Raw genomic sequence first — 17,739 nt, 5'->3', positions numbered from 1 at the left:
GTTTGTCTACCTTGCCCCTGATCGTGGAGCAGATTTTAACGTTGCCGAAACCCGTGACCGTCGTGTCCGGCCGCCGGTCTGGCACGATCGGGTCGTGTTTCCCTCCACCTCGCCCGAGGCCGGCCGCGAATCGTGGCCCGCCGGGCCCCACCCGGGCCCGGCCGCCGCAGCGACGCGCGGCAACCCGCCCGCGCCGCGCACCGGTCCGGCCACCACCGACGGCGATCGCCGCGAACGAAGTGGGCCTCGCCGGGCCCGTCGCTCCGGCGAACCGGCGCGCCGATCCGAAGACGAGATCGACGAGCCGGAAGAGGAGGTCATACCCCCGGTCGAGGTGCACCGTCAGCTCGCGTTGACCATCGCCGGCTTCGCCGCGCTGCTCGGCGTCGGCCTGGTGCTCGGCGCGCAGACGTCCGGGCCCGGTCACCGGCTGCCGTTCGCCTTCATCATCTTCGGCGTCCAGTTGCTCTTCGTGCTCGCCTGGACGATCGCCATGCGCCCTCCCGCGATGCTGGTGGTCGCCGGGATCAGCGTCGTTGTCGCCGCACTCGCCGACATCGCCGCGGTGCAGACCGACGTCGCCGGTCTGGCGCCGCTGGGCTACCTGGCCGCCGGCGGCTTCCTCGCCGCGGTGCTCGGCCAGCTGGTCCGTCGCGTGGACCGGGTCCGGGTCACCGACTCCCTCGGCGCCACGCTGCTCATCGTGGTCGGAGTGGTGGCCTTCGGCACCCTGATCGTGCTCAGCCGGATCCCGGCCGGCACCCAGGCGATCACCGTCTGCCTGACGGCGAGCGGCGTCGCGCTGACCGTCGCCCGGCTCACCGACGCCGTACTGCCCTGGCCCCGGCTGGCCCCGCAGGTGCCCAGGGGCGCGGCTGGCGTGGTGGCCGGCGCGATGGTCGGCACGCTGACCAGCGCACTTCTCGGCAGCTACCTGGTGGCGCCCTTCACGCCGACCCGGGCCGCCGTGATCGGCCTGGTCGCGGCGGTCGCCGCCGTGCTCTCCGACCTCGCCGTCGGGTACGCCGAGGCGGGCCGGCTGATGGCCGGAGAACCGCCCACCATGTGGGTGGCCCGGCACATGCAGGGTCCGCTCGGCGGCTTCGCCCTGGCGGCGCCGGCCGCGTACGCGATGTGCATGCTCTTCCTCTGAGTCACGGTTGAGCCTGGAGCCGGTCGGGTACCTACGGGTGCGCCGCGCAGCGGCACCGGTGTGGACGACCCGTCGCGGTGCGGCGGGTGGAGACAGGAGGCGGCGTGGCGGAGGACTATCCGGCGGACGGGGCGCGGCCCCGACGGCGCGGCCGCAAGCTGCTCATCGGCCTGTTCGTCCTGCTCCTGGTGGTGGCGGGGTTGCTGGTCGTCGCCGACCGGGTGGCGGTCGGGGTCGCCGAGCGGATGATCGCCGACCGGGTCCGCCAGGAGATCACCAAGCAGGGCGCGCAATCCGCCGAGCCCGATGTGGAGGTGGGCGGCACGCCGTTCCTCACCCAGGTGCTCGATGGCCGCTACCAGCGGATCACCATCAACCTTCGGGACGTGCAGGCGCCGGTCGAGGGCGACGTCGTGCGGCTGTCGGTGCTGGACGTGGACGCCCGCAACGTCCGGGCCTCACTGGACACTCTGCGCACCGGCCAGGGTGACATCGTGGCGGACACGGTCAACGGCACCGGCACGATCAGCTACGACAGCCTCGCCGCGCTGCTGAAGCGTCCGGGGCTCACGCTTGGCGAGCAGAACGGCAAGCTCGCCGTCACGGGTCCGGCCGACATCCTCGGTCGGAAGATCACGATCAGCGGCACCGCCGACGTCACCGTCGCAGACAACGGCGCCGTCGCCCTGCGTTTCAACGACCTGGACGCCACGGGTCTGCCGAACCTGCCTCTGGCGCGCGGCCTGCTGAACAACTTCGCCAAGGACATCTCCATCGACGTGCCCCTGCCCGACCTGCCGTTCCAACTCGCCGTCCGGGAGGTCCGGCCGCTGCCGGAAGGGTTGGCGGTCACCGCCGACGCGAAGAACGTACCGATCAATTCCGTCAGCTGAGTCGGAACCCCATCCGGCCGGTGATCCGGTCGATTCCCGGATGGTGGTCGGCTCAGTGGCAGCCCCGTCACTGGCTGGTAGGCTCCCTGGCCATGGGGACCCACCTCACCAAACGGCGCGCGGTCGACCTGTGCCGCGTGGCCACCTGCCTGTGTCGCCCCGTCATCTGACGGCGGGGCTGTCTCCGGCCGCCTGACGGCGGCCACCGGCACAGGGTTCTCGCACCCTCCGGTGATCCCACCGAATGCCCGGCAGCGGCGCCGTCGCACGAACCCGTGATCCCGTCCTTCCGCTGGGTCCCGCGCGTGGTGCGACAGTTACACCCATCAATGCTCGCGCGTTGGCTCACCATCCATCCTCACCAGGGAGTGATTCGATGAGTCGCGACACCGCACTCGTTTCGGCCGAATGGGCCGAGAAGAACCTCGACGCCCCGGGCGTCGTCTTCGTCGAGGTCGACGAGGACACCTCGGCCTACGACACCGGCCACATCGCCGGCGCCATCAAGATTGACTGGAAGACCGACCTGCAGGACCAGGTCCGCCGGGACTTCGTCAACAAGACGCAGTTCGAGGCGTTGCTCTCCGAGCGGGGCATCAGCAACGACGACACCGTCATCCTCTACGGCGGCAACAACAACTGGTTCGCCGCCTACGCCTACTGGTACTTCAAGCTCTACGGCCACGGCGACGTGAAGCTGCTCGACGGCGGTCGCAAGAAGTGGGAGCTGGATGCCCGCCCGCTGGTCACCGACTCGGTGGCCCGCCCGGCGACGCAGTACGTCGCGCAGGAGCCGGACACGTCGATCCGGGCCTTCCGAGACGAGGTCGTGGCCGCGATCGGCACCAAGAACCTGGTCGACGTGCGCAGCCCCGACGAGTTCGCCGGCCGGCTGCTCGCCCCCGCCCACCTGCCGCAGGAGCAGGCGCAGCGGGCCGGGCACATCCCCACCGCGATCAGCGTCCCGTGGTCGAAGGCGGCCAACGAGGACGGCACCTTCCGGTCCGACGACGAGCTGCGCAAGATCTACGGCGACGCGGGGCTCGACGACGGCAAGGAGACCATCGCCTACTGCAGGATCGGCGAGCGCTCCTCGCACACCTGGTTCGTGCTCCAGGAGCTGCTGGGCCACCGCAACGTCAAGAACTACGACGGTTCCTGGACCGAGTACGGCTCGCTGGTCGGCGTGCCGGTCGCGCTCGGTGACGAACCCGGGGAGGCCTGATCATGACGCTCCCCATCGCCGCGGGTTGCGCCGCACCGGACCAGGCCGCACCGTTGCCGGCCAGTCTGGACCTGGAGAAGGAAACCGTCATCACCGGGATCGTCCGCTCCGCCGAGGACGAGCCGGTGCCGGGCGCGTACGTCCGGCTGCTCGACTCGACCGGTGAGTTCACCGCCGAGGTGGTGACCTCGCCAGCCGGCCAGTTCCGGTTCTTCGCCGCGCCCGGCTCCTGGACGCTTCGGGCGCTGTCCCGGCACGGCAACGGCGACACCGCCGTCACCGCTGGCCGTGGCGTCAACGAGGTTGGCGTCACCGTCGCCTGACCCACTGCTCTGATCGACCGGGGCCGGTCACCCTCCTGGGGTGGTCGGCCCCGGTCGTGTGTTCGGCGATGCGCCGGTGGTGTGGGCGACAGCCGGTCACGGGTCCTCGGAGGTCACCGCCGTCCCGCCGGGACGGGCCGCGAAATCAATCGGCATACGTCACTATCTACTGGTGGAAATCACGGGTGAGGGTGGCATGTCCGGCGAAGAGGTTCCGATCGTCGTCTGCGTCAGCGCGGACATGTCGATGCGGGAGCGGGTGCTGCGTCAACTCGACGGGCTCGGCCCGGTGCTCAGCTGCGCCGACCTGACCGAGCTGCGCGAGCTGTTGTCGTCGCCGACCGCCTCGCCGCCGGCCCTCCCCGCGACAGTGCCGCCCGCCGCTCCGGGCCGTCCCGCGATCGTGCCGCCCGGCGTGCCGCAGGGCCTGGTCAGGTGGGGTGAGCTGGTCGTTGACCGGGCAGGACATCGGGTCACCTGGCGCGGGGACCCGATCCCGCTCACCCCCACCGAACGGGAACTGCTCGCCCTGCTCATCGGCCCACCGCTGGTGGTGTGGAGCTACGAACAGCTCTTCGCCGCCGTGTGGGGCGGCCCGTACCGGGGCAGCGCCATCCTGCACTCCGCCGTCAAGCAGCTCCGGCACAAACTGCGTGGTCTCCCGGGAGGGCCGCAGGTGCACACCGTCCAGGGGATCGGCTACCGGCTCGATCCACCACCCCGCTCGACCTGACCGCCGGTGGGCCGGCGGCACACCCGTGACACCATGGCCGGGTGAACGGTGCTGTCCAGACGGGTTGGGCTCCTTCGGCCGGTCCCACCGCGCCGCCTCCTGCCCGGTCGTGGCGGCGTGTGTTGGTGGCCGCGACAGCGGCCTGGGCCGTGTTGCTGGCCCTGCTCACCTGGACGTCGGTCCGCGACGACCCACCGACCGTGCGCGAGCAGCGGTCCCTCGACCAGGCCGGCCCGGTGGTCGACCGGGCGATCGGCGAGCTGGCCCGGGCGGCCGGTGCGGCCGGTCTGCTGGAGCTGGGCCCGGCTCGGATCGCGGAGGGTTGCCGGGTCACCCCGTTCGCCGACGGGGCGAGGCTGCGGCGTGACGTCGGGGTGCTCGCGCCCACCGGCTCCGAGCAGACCGTGCTGGAGGGGATCGCCGAGCGCCTGCCAGCGAGCTGGCGGGCCGGAGTGGGCCCCGGGCTGAACGGCATCGAGCTGTACGCCGACGCCGGAGAGTTCGTGGCCGTCCAGGGACGGCCAACCGCGGACGGCCGGGTGCGAGTGGTCGTCGACACCGGTTGCCGGCCGGTCGGCTCCGGCTACACACCGGTCGCCGCCACCGCCGGCCCCGAGGCCGCCGCCCTGACCGCGGCGCTGCGGGCGCTCGACCGCCCGGCCGACGCCGCGCCGGAGCTGGTCGCCGCACCCTGCCCGGGTGGCGGGTCGGCCCACACCGTCCGTTCCGCTGAGGGCCCCGGGCCGGCCGCGCCGACAGCCGCGCTCGCCGCGCTGGCCGGCAACGCCCCACTGCTGGACCAACCCCCGGTGTACGCGTACCGCACCGGCCCGGTCACCGTGCTGGCCGAGTTCGACCAGGACGCGACCCGGTTGGCCGCCACCGTCGGCTGCCCGGGTTGAGCCGGGCGGTTTGCTCGGATCAGCCGCCGCCTGGCTGATCCTCCGGGTCACGGCTGCGACCCAACGCGTCGACCTTCCCCCACCGCCCGGGGATGTCCAGCAGCTCGACCCGGCCCATGCCCGGTGGAACCGCCGGGTCGATGATCAGGTGCTCGCCCTGCGGCTCCAGGCCCAGCATCACCCGGAGCAGCAGCAGGGGAGTGCCGGTCGACCAGGCCTGCGGGCTGCACGCGGTCGGGTACTCCACCGGGTAGTCGGTGAGGTCGCGGGCGTAGCCGGCGAACGCCTCCGGCAGCCGCCCCTCGAAGTATCGGGACGCGGCCAGCATCGTGTCGCAGATCAGCCCGGCCTCATTCCGGAAGCCGTACCGCCACAGCCCCCAGGCGATGATCGAGTTGTCGAACGGCCACACAGTGCCGACGTGGTACCCGATCGGGTTGTACCGTCCCTCGTCCTCGGCGAGCGTCCGCACCCCCACCCGGAGAACAGGCGCGGCCCGAGCAGGTGCTCGACCACCTTGCCGGCGCGGGACTCGTCCACGATGCCGCTCCACAGCAGGTGCCCGATGTTCGAGGTGAGCGCGTCCACCTGCCGCCCGTCGGCGTCCAGCGCGAGCGCGTAGTACTCGCGGTCGGCGATCCAGAAGTCACGGTCGAACCGCCGCTTGAGGTCGGCGGCCTCCCGCTCCAGCCGGTCGGCGTACGCCGGGTCGTTCCAGAAGGTCCGGGCCAGCCGGGCGGCCCGGATCTTCGCGTCGTACGCGTACCCCTGAAGTTCGCAGGTCGCTCGGGGGAAGCCGGGCATCTCGCCGTCGGCGTACGAGATGGCGTCCCAGGAGTCCTTCCAGCACTGGTTCTGCAGACCGGTCTCCGGGTTGCGGGTCTGGTACCAGAGGTAGCCGGTGCCGAGCAGGTCCCCGTACGTGTCGATCCACTGCAACGCCGCGCGGACCTGCGGTTCCAGCTTGCGGACGAGTGTGGCGTCACCGGTCCACCGCTCGTACTCGTCGAGCAGGATGATGAACAGTGGTGTCGAGTCGGCCGACCCGTAGTACGGCGAGTGCGGCTGCTCCTCGAAGCCGGCGGTCTCGCCGTACCGCAGCTCGTGCAGGATCTTGCCGGGCTCCTCGTCCCGGAAGTCGTCCACCCGGTGCCCCTGTAGTCCGGCCAGCATCAGGATGGTCGGGGGGACCAGCTCCGGCAGGAACGGCAGCACCTGCAACGAGGTGATGATGCTGTCCCGGCCGAACAGAGTCATGAACCAGGGCAGTCCGGCGGCGATCAGCCGCACGCCCAGGGCGATCGACTCGTAGCGCAGGGCGGCCAGGTCGTTGAGGCTGCGCCGGTACGCCCCGGCCAGTGGCTGGCAGTCGCAGCCGAGCTTCGGCGCCCGGTCGATCAGTTCCTGCTGCTCGGCCCGGATGGCGTCCGCGCTGCGGCTGCCGCCGTAGGGGAGGGTCGCGCGGATGTCCTCACCGCGCGCCCCGAAGACGACGCTGGACACGCGCAGCCGGGTGGTCCACCTGCCGTTGCGGGCTATCCGGATCCGGAAGGTCATCCCGGTGGTGTCGACCTGCCCCGGCGTACTGGTGCTGACCGTCGTCTCCCGGTGGAACGCCTCCCGGCGGTACGTCAGCCGCAACTCGTTCTCCGCGACCGTGACAGTGGTGCGCCCCTGTTTCTGCCGGCGGTGCTTGATCTCGAACAGGTCGGCGAAGTCGGCCGCGATGTCGATCCGGACGGTGAACTCGACGTCCGCCTCGGTGTGGTTGAGGACGGTCAGTTCCTCCGCGAAGCTGCCCACGATGGCCCGGCTGCGGATCACCGACGCCTTGGCGTCCAGGTAGTGCGTGGGTTCGCCGGGGGCGAGGAAGAACTTGGTGCGGTACGACTGGGTGTCGTCGACGGAGAGGGCGTGCAGCCGCTGGCCGTCCAGGGTGAGCACCCACTTGGACAGGAACCGGGTGTCGAAGGAGAACAGCCCGGTGGGGAAGTCGTAGGACGGCTCGATGTCCCCCCGCCGGTCGCTGACCAGGAAGGTGTTGCCGTCCAGAATGCTGACGAGTTCCTTCACGTCGGTCGCCTGGCCGCCCGGCGGGCCACCTCGCGGGGGTCGCGGGTGCCGGGTGGGTCGGGGAAGAACCGACGGAAGGCGAGGAAGAGCACCACGTTTCCGCTGAACGTGCTCTCGTTGCGTAGCACCGCCGCGACACCCTGCGCCTCGCCGGTGATCAGTCGATCGAAGAGGGCGGCGCTGCTGAACCAGATGGCGTCGGCCGGCCCGCGCTCGCGGCTGACCTGCACCGATCCGGGCCGCATCCGGACCAGCCAGTGCTCGGTCCGGTGGTCGCTGCCGAGGTCGATCTGCAGGGTTCCGTCGGCCAGGCCGCCCAGGACGTCCGGGGCGCGCGCCGGCAGTGATTCGAAGAACCTCTCCGCCGCCTCGGTCACATCCGAATCGTAGGCAGCGGTCCGAGATGTCGGGTCGGTATCGGCACTCCGCCCGGATCAGCCCCACCGGGTCGGATGGTCAGTAGACGAGTGCCTGCGCGCCCTCGGCCAACGTCTCCTCGACGAAAACCGCGGCGCCCGCGATCCGCACCCCGGGCAACACGTCGTCCGGGCCGATCTCCCGGCGGGCGGCGCACTGGGTGCAGGCAGTCACCCGGCCACTGGTCAGGATGACGTGCAGCAACTCGGCCAGCGGTGCGGAGTGCGGCAGCTCGAACTGTTGGGCGCGACCGGGCAGCGCGAACCAGGTCGATTCACCGGTCAGCCAGAGCGACACGTCCACCCCGGCCGCGACAGCCGTCGCGGCGACAGTGAATGCCTGCGCGCACCGCTCCGGGGCGTCCGCCCCTGCGGTGGCCTTGACGACGAGAGTGCGGGCCATGTGGCCCAGCATAGGATGGCCGGGATGGTTACCGAGATCGGGTTTGTCAGCCTGTTGGTCGCTGGCCTGGGCGGGCTCGCCGGTGGCCTGGTCTACCTTGCCGTACGCATTTCGAGAGGACGCTGGTGAGCGCGAGGAGTGAGCCGGGTCTGCGAGCCCCGCAGTCGCGAACGAAGGTGGCCCTGTGAGCGAGAACCCGCTGCAGCCGCCGTGGCTGAACGCGCCGCCGGTCGAGGAGTACCCGTTCGAGGAGAGCCACGACCTGCGGGTCGGGCCGAAGCTGCACCCCGCGCTGGATGGCCTGCTGCCCTACATCGGGCTGTGGCGCGGCCGGGGCAAGGGTGGTTTCCCCACCATCGAGGACTTCGACTACGCGCAGGAGATCCGGATCAGCCACGACGGCCGACCGTTCCTGCACTACGAGTCCCGCGCCTGGATCCTGGACGAGCAGAGCAAGCCGGTCCGGCCGGCCGGTCGTGAGATCGGCTGGTGGCGGCCGGTGCTGGTGGACGGGCGCGCGACCGACGAGCTGGAGGCGCTGCTGAGCACCCCGACCGGGGTGATGGAGTTGCACCTGGGCAAGCGCACCGGCACCCAGGTCGAGTTCGCCACCGACGCGGTGGTCCGGACTCCGACCGCCAAGGAGGTCACCGGTGGGAAGCGACTCTTCGGCATCGTCGAGGGTGCGCTGCTCTACGCCCAGGAGATGGCCGCCATGGGCCACGGTCTCAGCCCGCACCTCTCCGCCCGGCTCGTCCGGGTCGGCGGCTGACTAGACCGGGAAACCCAGCAGGGCGTGCAGGGCGGGGGTGCGCGGGCAGCGAGCCCGACGCACCCCGTCCAGCGTGTGCACCTCGGCGGCTCCGCGTAGCGACGAGGTGAACCACAGGCCGTCCGCGGCGTGCAGCTCGGCCACCGTGGCCAGCCGCTCGGCGGCGCCCAGGCCCAGCTCGGCGGCGTGGGCGAGCAACCAGGCGACGGTCGTGCCGGCGAGGATGCCGGTGGTCGCGGTCGGCACCGTGCAGAGCGTGTCGTCGGTGAGCCACACCACGTTGGCCGTGGGGCCCTCCAGCGCGTAGCCGTCGGAGGAGACCCACAGCACGTCGTCCACGCCGGCCCGGCCGGCCCAGCGGCGGGCGGCGCTGCTGACCGCGTACGACGTGGATTTGATCCCGGCCGGCAGCCAGCTCAGCCCCGGGCGAGTGTCGGCGGGCACCCCCAGCGGCAGGGTGGCCACATTGATCCCGTTCCGCCGGGCTGCCCGGGAAGGCGCCGGCACCTCGGCCAGCGTGGCGTAGACCGTTGGGGGGCCGCCGGCCTCCGGGCCCCGCGTGCAGACCAGCCGGAGCGCCCCTTCCACGGGCGTCGGCCAGTCTGCGCGTACCTCGTCGAGCAGGTCGGTCAACGCTGCGGTGGGGGGTAGGGGCAGGTCGATGGCCAAGGCCGCCGCGACCAGGCGGGCCAGGTGCTCGTCGCGCAGCCACGGCCGGCCGTGCCGCAGGTGCATGGTTTCGAAGATGCCGTCGCCGTGCAGGACGCCGAGGTCGTCGCCGCGGAGCACGGGGTCGCCGGTCGGAATCAAGCCGCGCCCGAGCACGGCGATCCGCGCGGTCGGGCCGGCCGCGTCCTCCCCGCTGGACGACTTCACCATGACCGTCGAGCGTAGTGGCGGTCGATCGCGATGTGAGGAGCAGCCTGGTGGCCGAACTATGATCGGACGGTGTCCGAATCCTCCCTCGCGGAAATGCTGCGGGCCCGTGGGCTGCGGCTGACGGCCCAACGGCAGCTCGTCCTCCAGGCGGTGCTCGATCTGGGGCACGCCAGCCCGGAGCAGGTGCACACCGCCGTCCGGGAGGTCGCGGCCGGCGTCAACATCACCACCATCTACCGCACGCTTGAGCTGTTGGAACGGCTCGGCCTGGTCACCCACACGCACCTGTCGCACGGCTCACCGACCTATCACGCGGCCGGTGAGCACCAACACGTCCACCTGGTCTGCAGGGAGTGCGGCGCGATCGACGAGATCGATCCGGAGCTGCTGCGCCCGCTCGCCGACCAGTTGGCCACGCAGCGGGGGTTCCGGGTGGATATCGGGCACGTGTCACTTTTCGGCGTCTGCGTACGCTGCGAGAACGGGGACGACAAATGATCGACATCGCGGGCGCGGTGGCCGTCGAGGGCATCGACGAGGCCAGCCGTGACCAGCCGGATCCGGCGCATGTCGCGGCCGGGGTGCGGGGGGTGGCCGCACACTACGGCGACCCGCTGCGTGAGCAGCGCACCCTCGACACCGAGGTCGGTCTGGTCGACCGGTCGCACCGGGGGATCATCGCGGTGCCCGGGGAAGAGCGGGCCAGCTGGCTGCACACTGTCACCTCGCAGCACCTGAGCGCACTGGCCGCCGATGAGGGCACCGAACTGCTGGTGCTGTCCCCGCACGGCCACATCGAGCAGCACGCCATGGTCGCGGAGGACGGCGAGACCACCTGGTTGGACACCGAGCCGGGGGCCACCGAGGGTCTGCTGGCCTACCTGAACAAGATGCGGTTCTTCAGCAAGGTCGAGCCGCGCGACGCGACCGCCGAGCGGGCACTGTTGTCGCTGGTCGGGCCGGCGGCGACGGAGGCGCTGAGCACGCTCGGCGTGACCGGGCTCGCCGCGCCGGACCAGGTCGCGGTGCCGGGCCCGAAGTTCCCGCACGGTGCCGTGCCACTCCGGGCGAGCGCGCGGTACGACGTACGACCGCTGCCGATCGGCGGCTGGGCCCGCCGCGGCCCACTCGGGGTGGACCTGCTGGTGCCCCGCTCGGCGATGGACCAGGTCGTGGCGGAGCTGCGCGGTGCGGGCGTGCCGGTCGCGGGGCTCTGGGCGTACGAGGCGATCCGGGTGGCCGCGCGCCAGCCCCGGGTCGGGGTGGACACCGACCACCGCACCATCCCGGCCGAGGTGGACCTGATCGGCCCGGCGGTGCACCTGGACAAGGGTTGCTACCGGGGGCAGGAGACGGTGGCCCGGGTGCACAACATGGGTCGGCCGCCGCGTCGCCTCGTACTCCTGCACCTGGACGGGGTGACCACCGACCAGCCGCCGGCGGCCGGTACGCCGGTGACCCTCGACGGCCGGGCGGTCGGCTTCGTCGGCACCGCGGTGCTGCACCACGAGCTGGGTCAGGTCGCCCTCGCCGTGATCAAGCGGAACGTCTCCGACGACGCCGCGCTGATGATCGGGGAGACCGCGGCGGCGATCGACCCGTCCTGAGCGGGCCGTCTAGGATCGCCGGCATGACGACAGGGACGTTGATCACGGTGGCCCCCACCGGCGCTGAGTCGGCCAAGGCAGAGGTGCCGGCGCTGCCGGTGACCCTCGACGAGTTGCTGCTCACCGCCAAGGAGTGCGAGGCGCTCGGCGCTGCCGTGATCCACGTCCACATCCGCGATGACGAGGCGCGGCCGAGCCTCGACCCGGTGCGCCTGGCCGACACGGTGGCGGCGCTGCGGGAGAGCACGGACCTGATCGTGCAGCTCTCCTCCGGCGGCGCGGTGACCGATCCGGAGGCCGCTCGGCTGGCCGTCCTCGACGCCAGGCCGGACATGGCCTCGTGCACGATGGGCACCGTCAACTTCGGCGACGACGTCTTCCTCAACCGCTGGGAGTTCATCGTCGACCTGCACACCCGGATGCAGGAACGCGGGATCGTGCCGGAGTACGAGATCTTCGACCTCGGCCACCTGTCCGCGTTGCAGCGGTTGCTCGGCAGGTACGGCCTGCCGGCCGGCGGGCACGTGCACGTCGACTTCGTGATGGGCGTGCCGGGCGGTATGCCGGGCACCACCGAGACGCTGGTCGCGGCGCACCGGATGCTGCGGGACCTGCCCGAGGGCACCACGTTCTCGGCCACCGGGGTCGGCCGCAGCACGATTCCGGTGCTGCTGGCCTCCCTGTCGACCGGCGGGCACCTGCGGGTCGGTATGGAGGACACGGTGACGTACGCCAAGGGCCGTCCGGTGGAGTCCAACATGCAACTGGTCGCCCGCGCGGTGGGCTTCGCCCAGCTCGCTCAACGCCCGCCGCTGACCACCGCCGAGGCTCGCGAGCTGCTCGGGCTGTAAGGCCGGGCCGGTCCCACGCTCCTGTCACCCGGGCGGAGGACCACCTGGTCACCCCGCCGACGGGCACCCCGGCACCGTCGGTACCGTCCAGCGCGTGACGAAGACGTACGAGGGTGGCTCTCCACTCGCCGAGGTGGTCCGTTCCGGGTTCGTGGAGGGGGCGCACCGAGGCTCGGTGGTGGTGCTGGACGCCGCCGGTGCGGCGGTGGCGTCCGCCGGGGACGTGACGTCGCCGATCTTCCCCCGCTCGGCCAGCAAGCCGATGCAGGCGATCGGGATGCTGCGTGCCGGCCTGCCGTTGACCGACCCGGCCGACGTGGCGCTGGTCTCGGCGAGTCACGCCGGTGAGGATTTCCACCTGGCCCGGGTCGGTGCGTTGCTCCAGCGGGCCGGGTTGGACGCCTCGGCCCTGCACTGCCCGCCCGACCTGCCGGTGGGTGTGGCGGCCCGGGAGGCCGTGCTGCGCGCCGGGGGCGGCCCGAACCGGGTGCAGATGAACTGCTCCGGCAAGCACAGCGGGATGCTGCTGACCTGCGAGGTCGCCGGTTGGCCGCTGGATGGTTACTGGCGGCCGGAGCACCCGTTGCAGCAGCGGTTGCGGGCGGCCATCGAGGAGTTCACCGGCGAGCAGGCGGCGGCGGTGGGCGTGGACGGTTGCGGCGCCCCGGTGCTCGCGGTGTCGCTCACCGGCCTGGCGGGGGCGTTCCTCCGGCTGGTCGACGCCGAGCCCGGCTCGGTGCCGCGTGCGGTGGCCGACGCGATGCGCGCGTACCCGGAGATCGTCGGTGGCACCCAGGCCGATGACACCCGGTTGATGCGCGGCGTTCCGGGCCTGCTGGCCAAGGTCGGTGCCGAGGGTGTGATCGCGGTGGCCCTGCCGGGTGTCGGCGCCGTCGCACTGAAGATCGACGACGGCGCCGACCGGGCCCGGATGCCGGTGCTGGTCTCCGCGCTGCGCCGGCTCGGTGTGGACGCCCCGGTGCTGACCGAGTACGCCGAGGTGCCGCTCTTCGGCGGCGGTGTCCCGGTCGGCGCGGTCCGCCCGCTCTGGTGACTGTCGTCTAGCTCAGGAAGTCGAGCAGTGCGGCGTTGACCGGCTCCGGACGCTCCAGCGGCAACAGGTGTGCGGCGTCCGGCACGTCCGGCAGCCGTACCGCGCCGGGGACCTCGGCGGCGATCCGGTCGGCGAGCCGGCTGATGTCCGGTACGTCGGCGGCGCCGGCGGTGACCAGGACGGGCACTGTCAGCTCGCCGAGGCGACCGATCGCCGGCGGCGTCAGCTCTCCCACCTCGACCGCACCCAGCGCCAACTCGGCGGCGAGCGCACGCTGGTCCATCTCCTGCGCGAACGCGAGGAGCGCGGGGTCGACGTCCTGCGGCTGGCGGCCCGGGCCGACCACCCAGAACCGCACCTCACCGGCAGCGCCCGCGGCGAAGTCGTCGGGGTCGACCTCGCCGACCAGGTCGTCCCAGAGGTCGTTCGCCTCCTCGGACCACTCGTTGCCGGAGACCGCCGTGTCGAACAGCGCGAGCGCGCTCACCCGGTCGGGGTGGGCCAGTGCGGTGTCGATGGCGACCGCCCCGCCGAAGGAGCAGCCGACCAGGGCGGCGCGGGGCAGGCCGAGCGCGTCCAGCAGCCCGGCCACGTCGTCGTGGTGCGCGAACGGGGTCGGCGGCAGCTCCGAGTCCCCGTAGCCGCGCAGGTCCGGGACGATCACCCGGTGGCGGGCGGCGAGCGCGGGAAGCTGCCCTCGCCACATCCGCCGGTCGGCGATGCCAGCGTGCAGCAGTACGACGGGCGAACCGGTGCCCGCCTCGTCGTACGCGATGCTTGCTCCATTGACTGTGATCTTGTGCACGGACGGACCGTACGGATCGGGGGAGCGGGGCGCAAACGACCGCTGAGACCTTGCTAACTGTGGCTAGCGTTTTGCTTGCAGGAGCTAGCGCGGCCGGTTAACGTCGCGGTCATGGCCACACCGAAGGACCTTCCCGACGTCGGCGGGTTCATCCGCGATCTTCGGCGGAACGCCAAGATCTCGCTCCGTCAGCTCGCCGACCAGGCGGGGGTCAGCAACCCGTACCTCAGTCAGATCGAGCGCGGCCTGCGCAAGCCCAGCGCCGAGGTGCTTCAGCAACTGGCGAGCGCGCTGCGGGTCTCCACCCCGGCGATGTACCTGCGCGCCGGGCTGCTCGACGACAAGGAAGGCCACGGTGTGCTCGCGGCCATCGCCGTTGATGCCGACCTGACGATGGCCCAGAAGCAGTCACTCACCCAGATCTACGAGACGTTCCGCCGGGAGAACACCCGGCTGGCCGACGCCCAGGCCCCCGCCGAGGGCAGCGGCACCGGGTCCACCGGCGGCACGGCCGGGGCGACCACCCCGACCGATGTCGGCGATCAGCCCGCCGACGTGGCCAATCTGGCCGCCACCGGCCCCACCACCGCAGGCGGCACCCCGACCGAGGCCGTACTCGAGTCGGTCGCCGTCACCGAGACGGGCACCGCACCCGCCCCGGGCAGCACCAACACCCCCGAGAAGAAGGCCGCCGGTCCGGCGGTCCGCGAGGCCGCCACGGCGGCCGAAGAGGAGACGTCATGAGCGAGCCGAAGACCAACCGCATCCCCGCCCCGATCTACGCCGCCGCTGGCGCCGGTGAGCTGGCCATCGAGCAGTTGCGCAAGCTGCCGGCAGTTGTCGGCGTCCTCAGCACCCGGGTCGTCGCCGACCTGGGCGGTCGGGCCGTGCTGACCGGTTACGAGCTGCGCCAGAAGGCCACCGAGACCCTGCGTACCGCCAACGAGACCGCCGGCACGCTGCGCGAGCGGGCGCAGGCCGAACTGGACCTGGCCAAGCTGCGCGACTCGGCCGAGCTGGCCAAGCTGCGCGAGGCCGCCGACCTGGCGAAGCTGCGCGAGGTCACCGACCTCGATAAGCTGCGCGCTGCCGCGACCCGCAACGCCATCATGGTGTACGCGGGCGCCCAGGCCGCCCAGGAGCGGGCCTTCGCCGCGTACGGTGCGCTGGTCGCCCGTGGTGAGCGCGTCGTCGGTGCCGGTGTGCTGGAGGCCGCCGAGACGGTCAACGCCGACATCGAGGCCACCGAGGGCGTGCCGGCGACCACCGCCGCCGCCCCGGCTTCCGCCGCCACGACCTCGGCTCCCGCCGCCCCGGCCCCGGCCGACGTGCCGACCCCGGCCGACGTGGCCGAGATCGCCGAGGCCAAGCCGGCCGCCGTCAAGAAGGCGGCCCGTGCACCGAAGGCCGCCAAGCCGGCCGCGACCCCGTCGGCGAAGCTGCCCCGGGCCACCAAGCGGACCCGCCCGGCGGCCGAGTAGTTCGCCATGTCGACGACCCCGGCGGCGTCCTTGTCGGACGTAGCCGGGGTCCTCGACATAAGCTTGCCGGCATGGCCAACGCCGCGCCGATCTTCGCGTTCGAAGTCCGCTACGTGATCGAGCTGATCCTGCTCGTCTTCGCGCTGATCGTCCAGGGCGTCGCCCTGGTCCACGCGATCACCCAGCGCTCCGACGCCTTCCCCGCCATCGGGACACTTCCCAAGGGTGGCTGGATCGCCATCCTGGCGGTCTGTCTCGTGCTGACCCTGCTCGGCTTCGGGCCGATCAGCCTCTTCGGACTGATCGGCATCGCCGCCGGTCTCATCTACCTGCTCGACGTTCGGGTCGGCCTTCGCGACCTCAGCGACGGCAAAGGGTTCTGGTGAGAGGTTTCCGCTGGCCACCCCCACCGGACAGCGGCCCCCGCACCTGGGGGCCCGGTCCGGGTGGGCCGCGTACCGGCCGCCCGGCGCTGCCGGAGCCGGACACCGACCTGGTCGCCACCCCGCACGGCGTACGGCTGGAGCGGCTGGTCACCGGCACCGGTGACCCGGTGACCGTGTTCGCGCACGGGCTGGGCAACGGCATCGCCACCACCCGCCCGTTCGGCAGTGGGGTGACCGGCCGCAAGGTGTTCTTCCAGTTCCGTGGGCATGGCCGTTCCGAGGCCCCGGACGGGCCGTGGAACTATCTGGACCTCGCCCGGGACCTGCGGGCGATCGCGGACCTCGGCGGGGCCAGTCGGGCGTTCGGCGCGAGCCTCGGCGCCGGTGCCCTCTGCCGGCTGCTCGTGGAGAGCCCGGACCGTTTCGAGAAGCTGGTCTTCTTCCTACCCGCGGTGCTCGACCGGCCGCGTGGCCCGGTCGCGCAGGAACGCATCACGGACCTGCTGGAGGCGGTGGAGAGCGGGGACGCCTCGGCGGTCGCCGACGTCGTCACCCTGGAGCTGCCTCCTGCGGTGCGTAACACTCCCGCCGGCTGGGCGTACCTGCGGCAACGGCTCGACCAGCTGCTCCGCGACGGTCTGGCCGCCGGCCTGGCGGGCCTCGCCGAGCAGACGCCGTTGCGCGACACCACCGCCCTCGCGGCGGTGACCGCGCCAGCGCTGGTGATCGCCAACGCGGGCGACGACCTGCACCCGGTCGAGGTCGCCGAGCGACTCGCCGCCGCGCTGCCCCAGGCCACCCTGCACGTGTACGACCGGCCCGGCGTCCTCTGGTCGGAACGCGCCGACCTGCGGGACCGCATCGCCGGCTTCCTCAACGAGTAACGTGCCCTGTCATGGGCGTCACACAACATGGCCGGACGCACCGGCTCGACCTAGCTGACCCGACCCTGCGTGAGTGGACGTGCACGGTCCTGCACGCCGACGCCGAGCAGGGCATCGTGCTGGACCGCTCGGCGTTCTACCCGGGCGGCGGTGGCCAACCGCCGGACCACGGCGTGCTGCTGTGGCAGGGCGTGCAGACCCGGATCGTCGGCACCCGCAAGGGCGACGACCCGTACCTGATCCCCGCCGAGGGTGACCCGCTGCCCCCGGCCGGCACCGAGGTCGTCGGCGCGGTGGAGGACGAGCGCCGCACCCGGCTGATGCGTACCCACTCCGGGCTGCACGTGCTCTGCGGTGTGGTGTTCCGCGACTTCGGCGCGCTCGTGACCGGCAACTCGATGGAACCGGGCGAGGCTCGGATGGACTTCAACCTCCCCGAGGTCCCGCCCGACTTCAAGAGTCGGATCGAGGAGCTGGTCAACGCCGAGGTGGCCGCCGACCGCTCGGTCGCCACGCGAGTGCTGCCGCGCACCGAGGCGCTTGCCCTGCCGGACATCATCCGTACCCAGTCCAACCTCATCCCGCCGGATGAGCAGGAGGTCCGGATCGTCGACATCGTCGGCCTGGACGTGCAGGCCGACGGCGGCACCCACGTCGCGTCCACCGCCCAGATCGGCAAGGTGCAGGTCGTGAAGGTGGAGAGCAAGGGCCGCGCCAACCGCCGGGTCCGCGTCCGGTTGGTGGACTGAGACGGCTCGGGCTGGACCGGTAGAGGTCGTCGGGCGGCGGGATACCTGCAGTGGCCCTGTAGAGCTGCCCCAAATATGGGGCGCGGTGCGGACGGCGAGTGCTGCCCCGTTTGTGGGGCAGCTCTACAGGGAGCGCCGAGGTCTCCCCTC

22 protein-coding genes and 1 pseudogene are annotated in these 17,739 nt (G+C 72.1%); 18 read left to right on the top strand and 5 right to left on the bottom strand.

What is annotated here, in order from left to right:
• The first annotated feature begins 94 nt into the window (after positions 1 to 94).
• The 7 genes from AC3CF1_RS16940 to AC3CF1_RS16910 all read left to right on the top strand — a co-directional run bounded on the left by AC3CF1_RS16940 (position 95) and on the right by AC3CF1_RS16910 (position 5,229).
• Positions 95 to 1,153: a hypothetical protein gene (locus AC3CF1_RS16940; RefSeq protein ID WP_210925485.1), complete on the top strand. Its 1,059-nt coding sequence runs from the start codon at positions 95 to 97 to the stop codon at positions 1,151 to 1,153.
• 104 nt (positions 1,154 to 1,257) lie between these two features.
• Positions 1,258 to 2,046, top strand: a complete 789-nt coding sequence (locus AC3CF1_RS16935; RefSeq protein ID WP_210791439.1) for an LmeA family phospholipid-binding protein — start codon at positions 1,258 to 1,260, stop codon at positions 2,044 to 2,046.
• Positions 2,047 to 2,138: 92 nt separating this feature from the next.
• A complete protein-coding gene (locus tag AC3CF1_RS16930; protein ID WP_310503780.1) occupies positions 2,139 to 2,216 on the top strand; it encodes an Ms5788A family Cys-rich leader peptide in 78 nt (25 codons plus the stop codon).
• Between the two features lie 206 nt (positions 2,217 to 2,422).
• On the top strand, positions 2,423 to 3,271 hold the full coding sequence (locus AC3CF1_RS16925) for a sulfurtransferase (protein ID WP_088950396.1): 849 nt from the start codon (positions 2,423 to 2,425) through the stop codon (positions 3,269 to 3,271).
• Between the two features lie 2 nt (positions 3,272 to 3,273).
• Complete coding sequence (locus tag AC3CF1_RS16920) at positions 3,274 to 3,594, top strand: DUF1416 domain-containing protein (RefSeq protein ID WP_354981738.1); 321 nt, start codon at positions 3,274 to 3,276, stop codon at positions 3,592 to 3,594.
• Positions 3,595 to 3,790: 196 nt separating this feature from the next.
• On the top strand, positions 3,791 to 4,327 hold the full coding sequence (locus AC3CF1_RS16915; RefSeq protein ID WP_354981868.1) for a winged helix-turn-helix domain-containing protein: 537 nt from the start codon (positions 3,791 to 3,793) through the stop codon (positions 4,325 to 4,327).
• 125 nt (positions 4,328 to 4,452) lie between these two features.
• Positions 4,453 to 5,229 carry a hypothetical protein gene (locus AC3CF1_RS16910; RefSeq protein WP_488450810.1) on the top strand — a complete coding sequence of 259 codons (777 nt, stop codon included), beginning with the start codon at positions 4,453 to 4,455 and terminating at the stop codon, positions 5,227 to 5,229.
• 19 nt (positions 5,230 to 5,248) lie between these two features.
• On the opposite strand, the pseudogene AC3CF1_RS16905 reads toward AC3CF1_RS16910, so the two are convergent.
• The 3 genes and pseudogenes from AC3CF1_RS16905 to AC3CF1_RS16895 all read right to left on the bottom strand — a co-directional run bounded on the left by AC3CF1_RS16905 (position 5,249) and on the right by AC3CF1_RS16895 (position 8,133).
• Positions 5,249 to 7,302: pseudogene (locus AC3CF1_RS16905) on the bottom strand (amylo-alpha-1,6-glucosidase).
• A complete protein-coding gene (locus AC3CF1_RS16900) occupies positions 7,299 to 7,679 on the bottom strand; it encodes an SCP2 sterol-binding domain-containing protein (RefSeq protein ID WP_088950391.1) in 381 nt (126 codons plus the stop codon). Before AC3CF1_RS16900 ends, AC3CF1_RS16905 begins: the two are co-directional and overlap by 4 nt.
• A gap of 79 nt (positions 7,680 to 7,758) precedes the next feature.
• Positions 7,759 to 8,133, bottom strand: coding sequence for a DsrE family protein (locus AC3CF1_RS16895; RefSeq protein ID WP_488450809.1), 375 nt, complete (start codon positions 8,131 to 8,133; stop codon positions 7,759 to 7,761).
• Between the two features lie 12 nt (positions 8,134 to 8,145).
• Here AC3CF1_RS16895 and mtfM point away from each other — a divergent pair, with 12 nt between their 5' ends.
• Positions 8,146 to 8,250 (top strand): small membrane protein MtfM, encoded by a 105-nt coding sequence (gene mtfM, locus AC3CF1_RS16890; RefSeq protein ID WP_030327764.1) that lies wholly within the window; start codon positions 8,146 to 8,148, stop codon positions 8,248 to 8,250.
• A gap of 55 nt (positions 8,251 to 8,305) precedes the next feature.
• Positions 8,306 to 8,893 (top strand): heme-binding beta-barrel domain-containing protein, encoded by a 588-nt coding sequence (locus tag AC3CF1_RS16885; RefSeq protein ID WP_099848910.1) that lies wholly within the window; start codon positions 8,306 to 8,308, stop codon positions 8,891 to 8,893.
• Here AC3CF1_RS16885 and AC3CF1_RS16880 read toward each other — a convergent pair whose 3' ends face one another.
• Positions 8,894 to 9,772 carry an aminotransferase class IV gene (locus tag AC3CF1_RS16880; RefSeq protein WP_488450808.1) on the bottom strand — a complete coding sequence of 293 codons (879 nt, stop codon included), beginning with the start codon at positions 9,770 to 9,772 and terminating at the stop codon, positions 8,894 to 8,896. It lies immediately after the preceding gene.
• Between the two features lie 69 nt (positions 9,773 to 9,841).
• On the opposite strand from AC3CF1_RS16880, the gene AC3CF1_RS16875 reads away from it, so the two are divergent.
• From AC3CF1_RS16875 to AC3CF1_RS16860, 4 genes are all read left to right on the top strand, one after another.
• The gene (locus AC3CF1_RS16875; protein WP_088950387.1) at positions 9,842 to 10,270 is read left to right on the top strand and encodes a Fur family transcriptional regulator; all 429 of its coding nucleotides are present in this window, start codon (positions 9,842 to 9,844) and stop codon (positions 10,268 to 10,270) included.
• The gene (ygfZ, locus tag AC3CF1_RS16870) at positions 10,267 to 11,379 is read left to right on the top strand and encodes a CAF17-like 4Fe-4S cluster assembly/insertion protein YgfZ (protein WP_488450807.1); all 1,113 of its coding nucleotides are present in this window, start codon (positions 10,267 to 10,269) and stop codon (positions 11,377 to 11,379) included. The genes AC3CF1_RS16875 and ygfZ overlap by 4 nt, the downstream gene beginning before the upstream one ends.
• 23 nt (positions 11,380 to 11,402) lie before the next feature.
• A complete protein-coding gene (locus AC3CF1_RS16865) occupies positions 11,403 to 12,230 on the top strand; it encodes a beta-keto acid cleavage family enzyme (RefSeq protein ID WP_179781158.1) in 828 nt (275 codons plus the stop codon).
• A gap of 94 nt (positions 12,231 to 12,324) precedes the next feature.
• Positions 12,325 to 13,284, top strand: a complete 960-nt coding sequence (locus tag AC3CF1_RS16860; protein ID WP_488450806.1) for an asparaginase — start codon at positions 12,325 to 12,327, stop codon at positions 13,282 to 13,284.
• A gap of 7 nt (positions 13,285 to 13,291) precedes the next feature.
• On the opposite strand, the gene AC3CF1_RS16855 is transcribed toward AC3CF1_RS16860, so the two are convergent.
• Complete coding sequence (locus AC3CF1_RS16855; RefSeq protein WP_354981731.1) at positions 13,292 to 14,089, bottom strand: alpha/beta fold hydrolase; 798 nt, start codon at positions 14,087 to 14,089, stop codon at positions 13,292 to 13,294.
• A 111-nt stretch (positions 14,090 to 14,200) separates the two neighbouring features.
• Here AC3CF1_RS16855 and AC3CF1_RS16850 point away from each other — a divergent pair, with 111 nt between their 5' ends.
• From AC3CF1_RS16850 to AC3CF1_RS16830, 5 genes are all read left to right on the top strand, one after another.
• A complete protein-coding gene (locus tag AC3CF1_RS16850) occupies positions 14,201 to 14,833 on the top strand; it encodes a helix-turn-helix domain-containing protein (protein WP_488450805.1) in 633 nt (210 codons plus the stop codon).
• Positions 14,830 to 15,570, top strand: a complete 741-nt coding sequence (locus AC3CF1_RS16845) for a hypothetical protein (protein WP_488450804.1) — start codon at positions 14,830 to 14,832, stop codon at positions 15,568 to 15,570. The genes AC3CF1_RS16850 and AC3CF1_RS16845 overlap by 4 nt, the downstream gene beginning before the upstream one ends.
• A gap of 71 nt (positions 15,571 to 15,641) precedes the next feature.
• Positions 15,642 to 15,956: a DUF2516 family protein gene (locus AC3CF1_RS16840; protein ID WP_088950380.1), complete on the top strand. Its 315-nt coding sequence runs from the start codon at positions 15,642 to 15,644 to the stop codon at positions 15,954 to 15,956.
• Complete coding sequence (locus AC3CF1_RS16835; RefSeq protein WP_088950379.1) at positions 15,953 to 16,840, top strand: alpha/beta fold hydrolase; 888 nt, start codon at positions 15,953 to 15,955, stop codon at positions 16,838 to 16,840. Before AC3CF1_RS16840 ends, AC3CF1_RS16835 begins: the two co-directional genes overlap by 4 nt.
• An 11-nt stretch (positions 16,841 to 16,851) precedes the next feature.
• On the top strand, positions 16,852 to 17,589 hold the full coding sequence (locus AC3CF1_RS16830; RefSeq protein WP_141911352.1) for an alanyl-tRNA editing protein: 738 nt from the start codon (positions 16,852 to 16,854) through the stop codon (positions 17,587 to 17,589).
• Positions 17,590 to 17,739 lie beyond the last annotated feature (150 nt).

This window comes from Micromonospora sp. MGP-C2, assembly GCF_057766525.1.
This window is presented reverse-complemented; position numbering and strand designations above follow the sequence as displayed.

Coding starts and splice junctions, on each gene's coding strand:
- AC3CF1_RS16915 (WP_354981868.1), top strand. CDS start 3,791: ATGTCCGGCGAAGAGGTTCCGATCGTCGTCTGCGTCAGCGCGGACATG.
- AC3CF1_RS16895 (WP_488450809.1), bottom strand. CDS start 8,133: ATGCTGGGCCACATGGCCCGCACTCTCGTCGTCAAGGCCACCGCAGGG.
- mtfM (WP_030327764.1), top strand. CDS start 8,146: ATGGTTACCGAGATCGGGTTTGTCAGCCTGTTGGTCGCTGGCCTGGGC.
- AC3CF1_RS16920 (WP_354981738.1), top strand. CDS start 3,274: ATGACGCTCCCCATCGCCGCGGGTTGCGCCGCACCGGACCAGGCCGCA.
- AC3CF1_RS16880 (WP_488450808.1), bottom strand. CDS start 9,772: ATGGTGAAGTCGTCCAGCGGGGAGGACGCGGCCGGCCCGACCGCGCGG.
- AC3CF1_RS16830 (WP_141911352.1), top strand. CDS start 16,852: ATGGGCGTCACACAACATGGCCGGACGCACCGGCTCGACCTAGCTGAC.
- AC3CF1_RS16845 (WP_488450804.1), top strand. CDS start 14,830: ATGAGCGAGCCGAAGACCAACCGCATCCCCGCCCCGATCTACGCCGCC.
- AC3CF1_RS16850 (WP_488450805.1), top strand. CDS start 14,201: ATGGCCACACCGAAGGACCTTCCCGACGTCGGCGGGTTCATCCGCGAT.
- AC3CF1_RS16930 (WP_310503780.1), top strand. CDS start 2,139: ATGGGGACCCACCTCACCAAACGGCGCGCGGTCGACCTGTGCCGCGTG.
- AC3CF1_RS16865 (WP_179781158.1), top strand. CDS start 11,403: ATGACGACAGGGACGTTGATCACGGTGGCCCCCACCGGCGCTGAGTCG.
- ygfZ (WP_488450807.1), top strand. CDS start 10,267: ATGATCGACATCGCGGGCGCGGTGGCCGTCGAGGGCATCGACGAGGCC.
- AC3CF1_RS16925 (WP_088950396.1), top strand. CDS start 2,423: ATGAGTCGCGACACCGCACTCGTTTCGGCCGAATGGGCCGAGAAGAAC.
- AC3CF1_RS16840 (WP_088950380.1), top strand. CDS start 15,642: ATGGCCAACGCCGCGCCGATCTTCGCGTTCGAAGTCCGCTACGTGATC.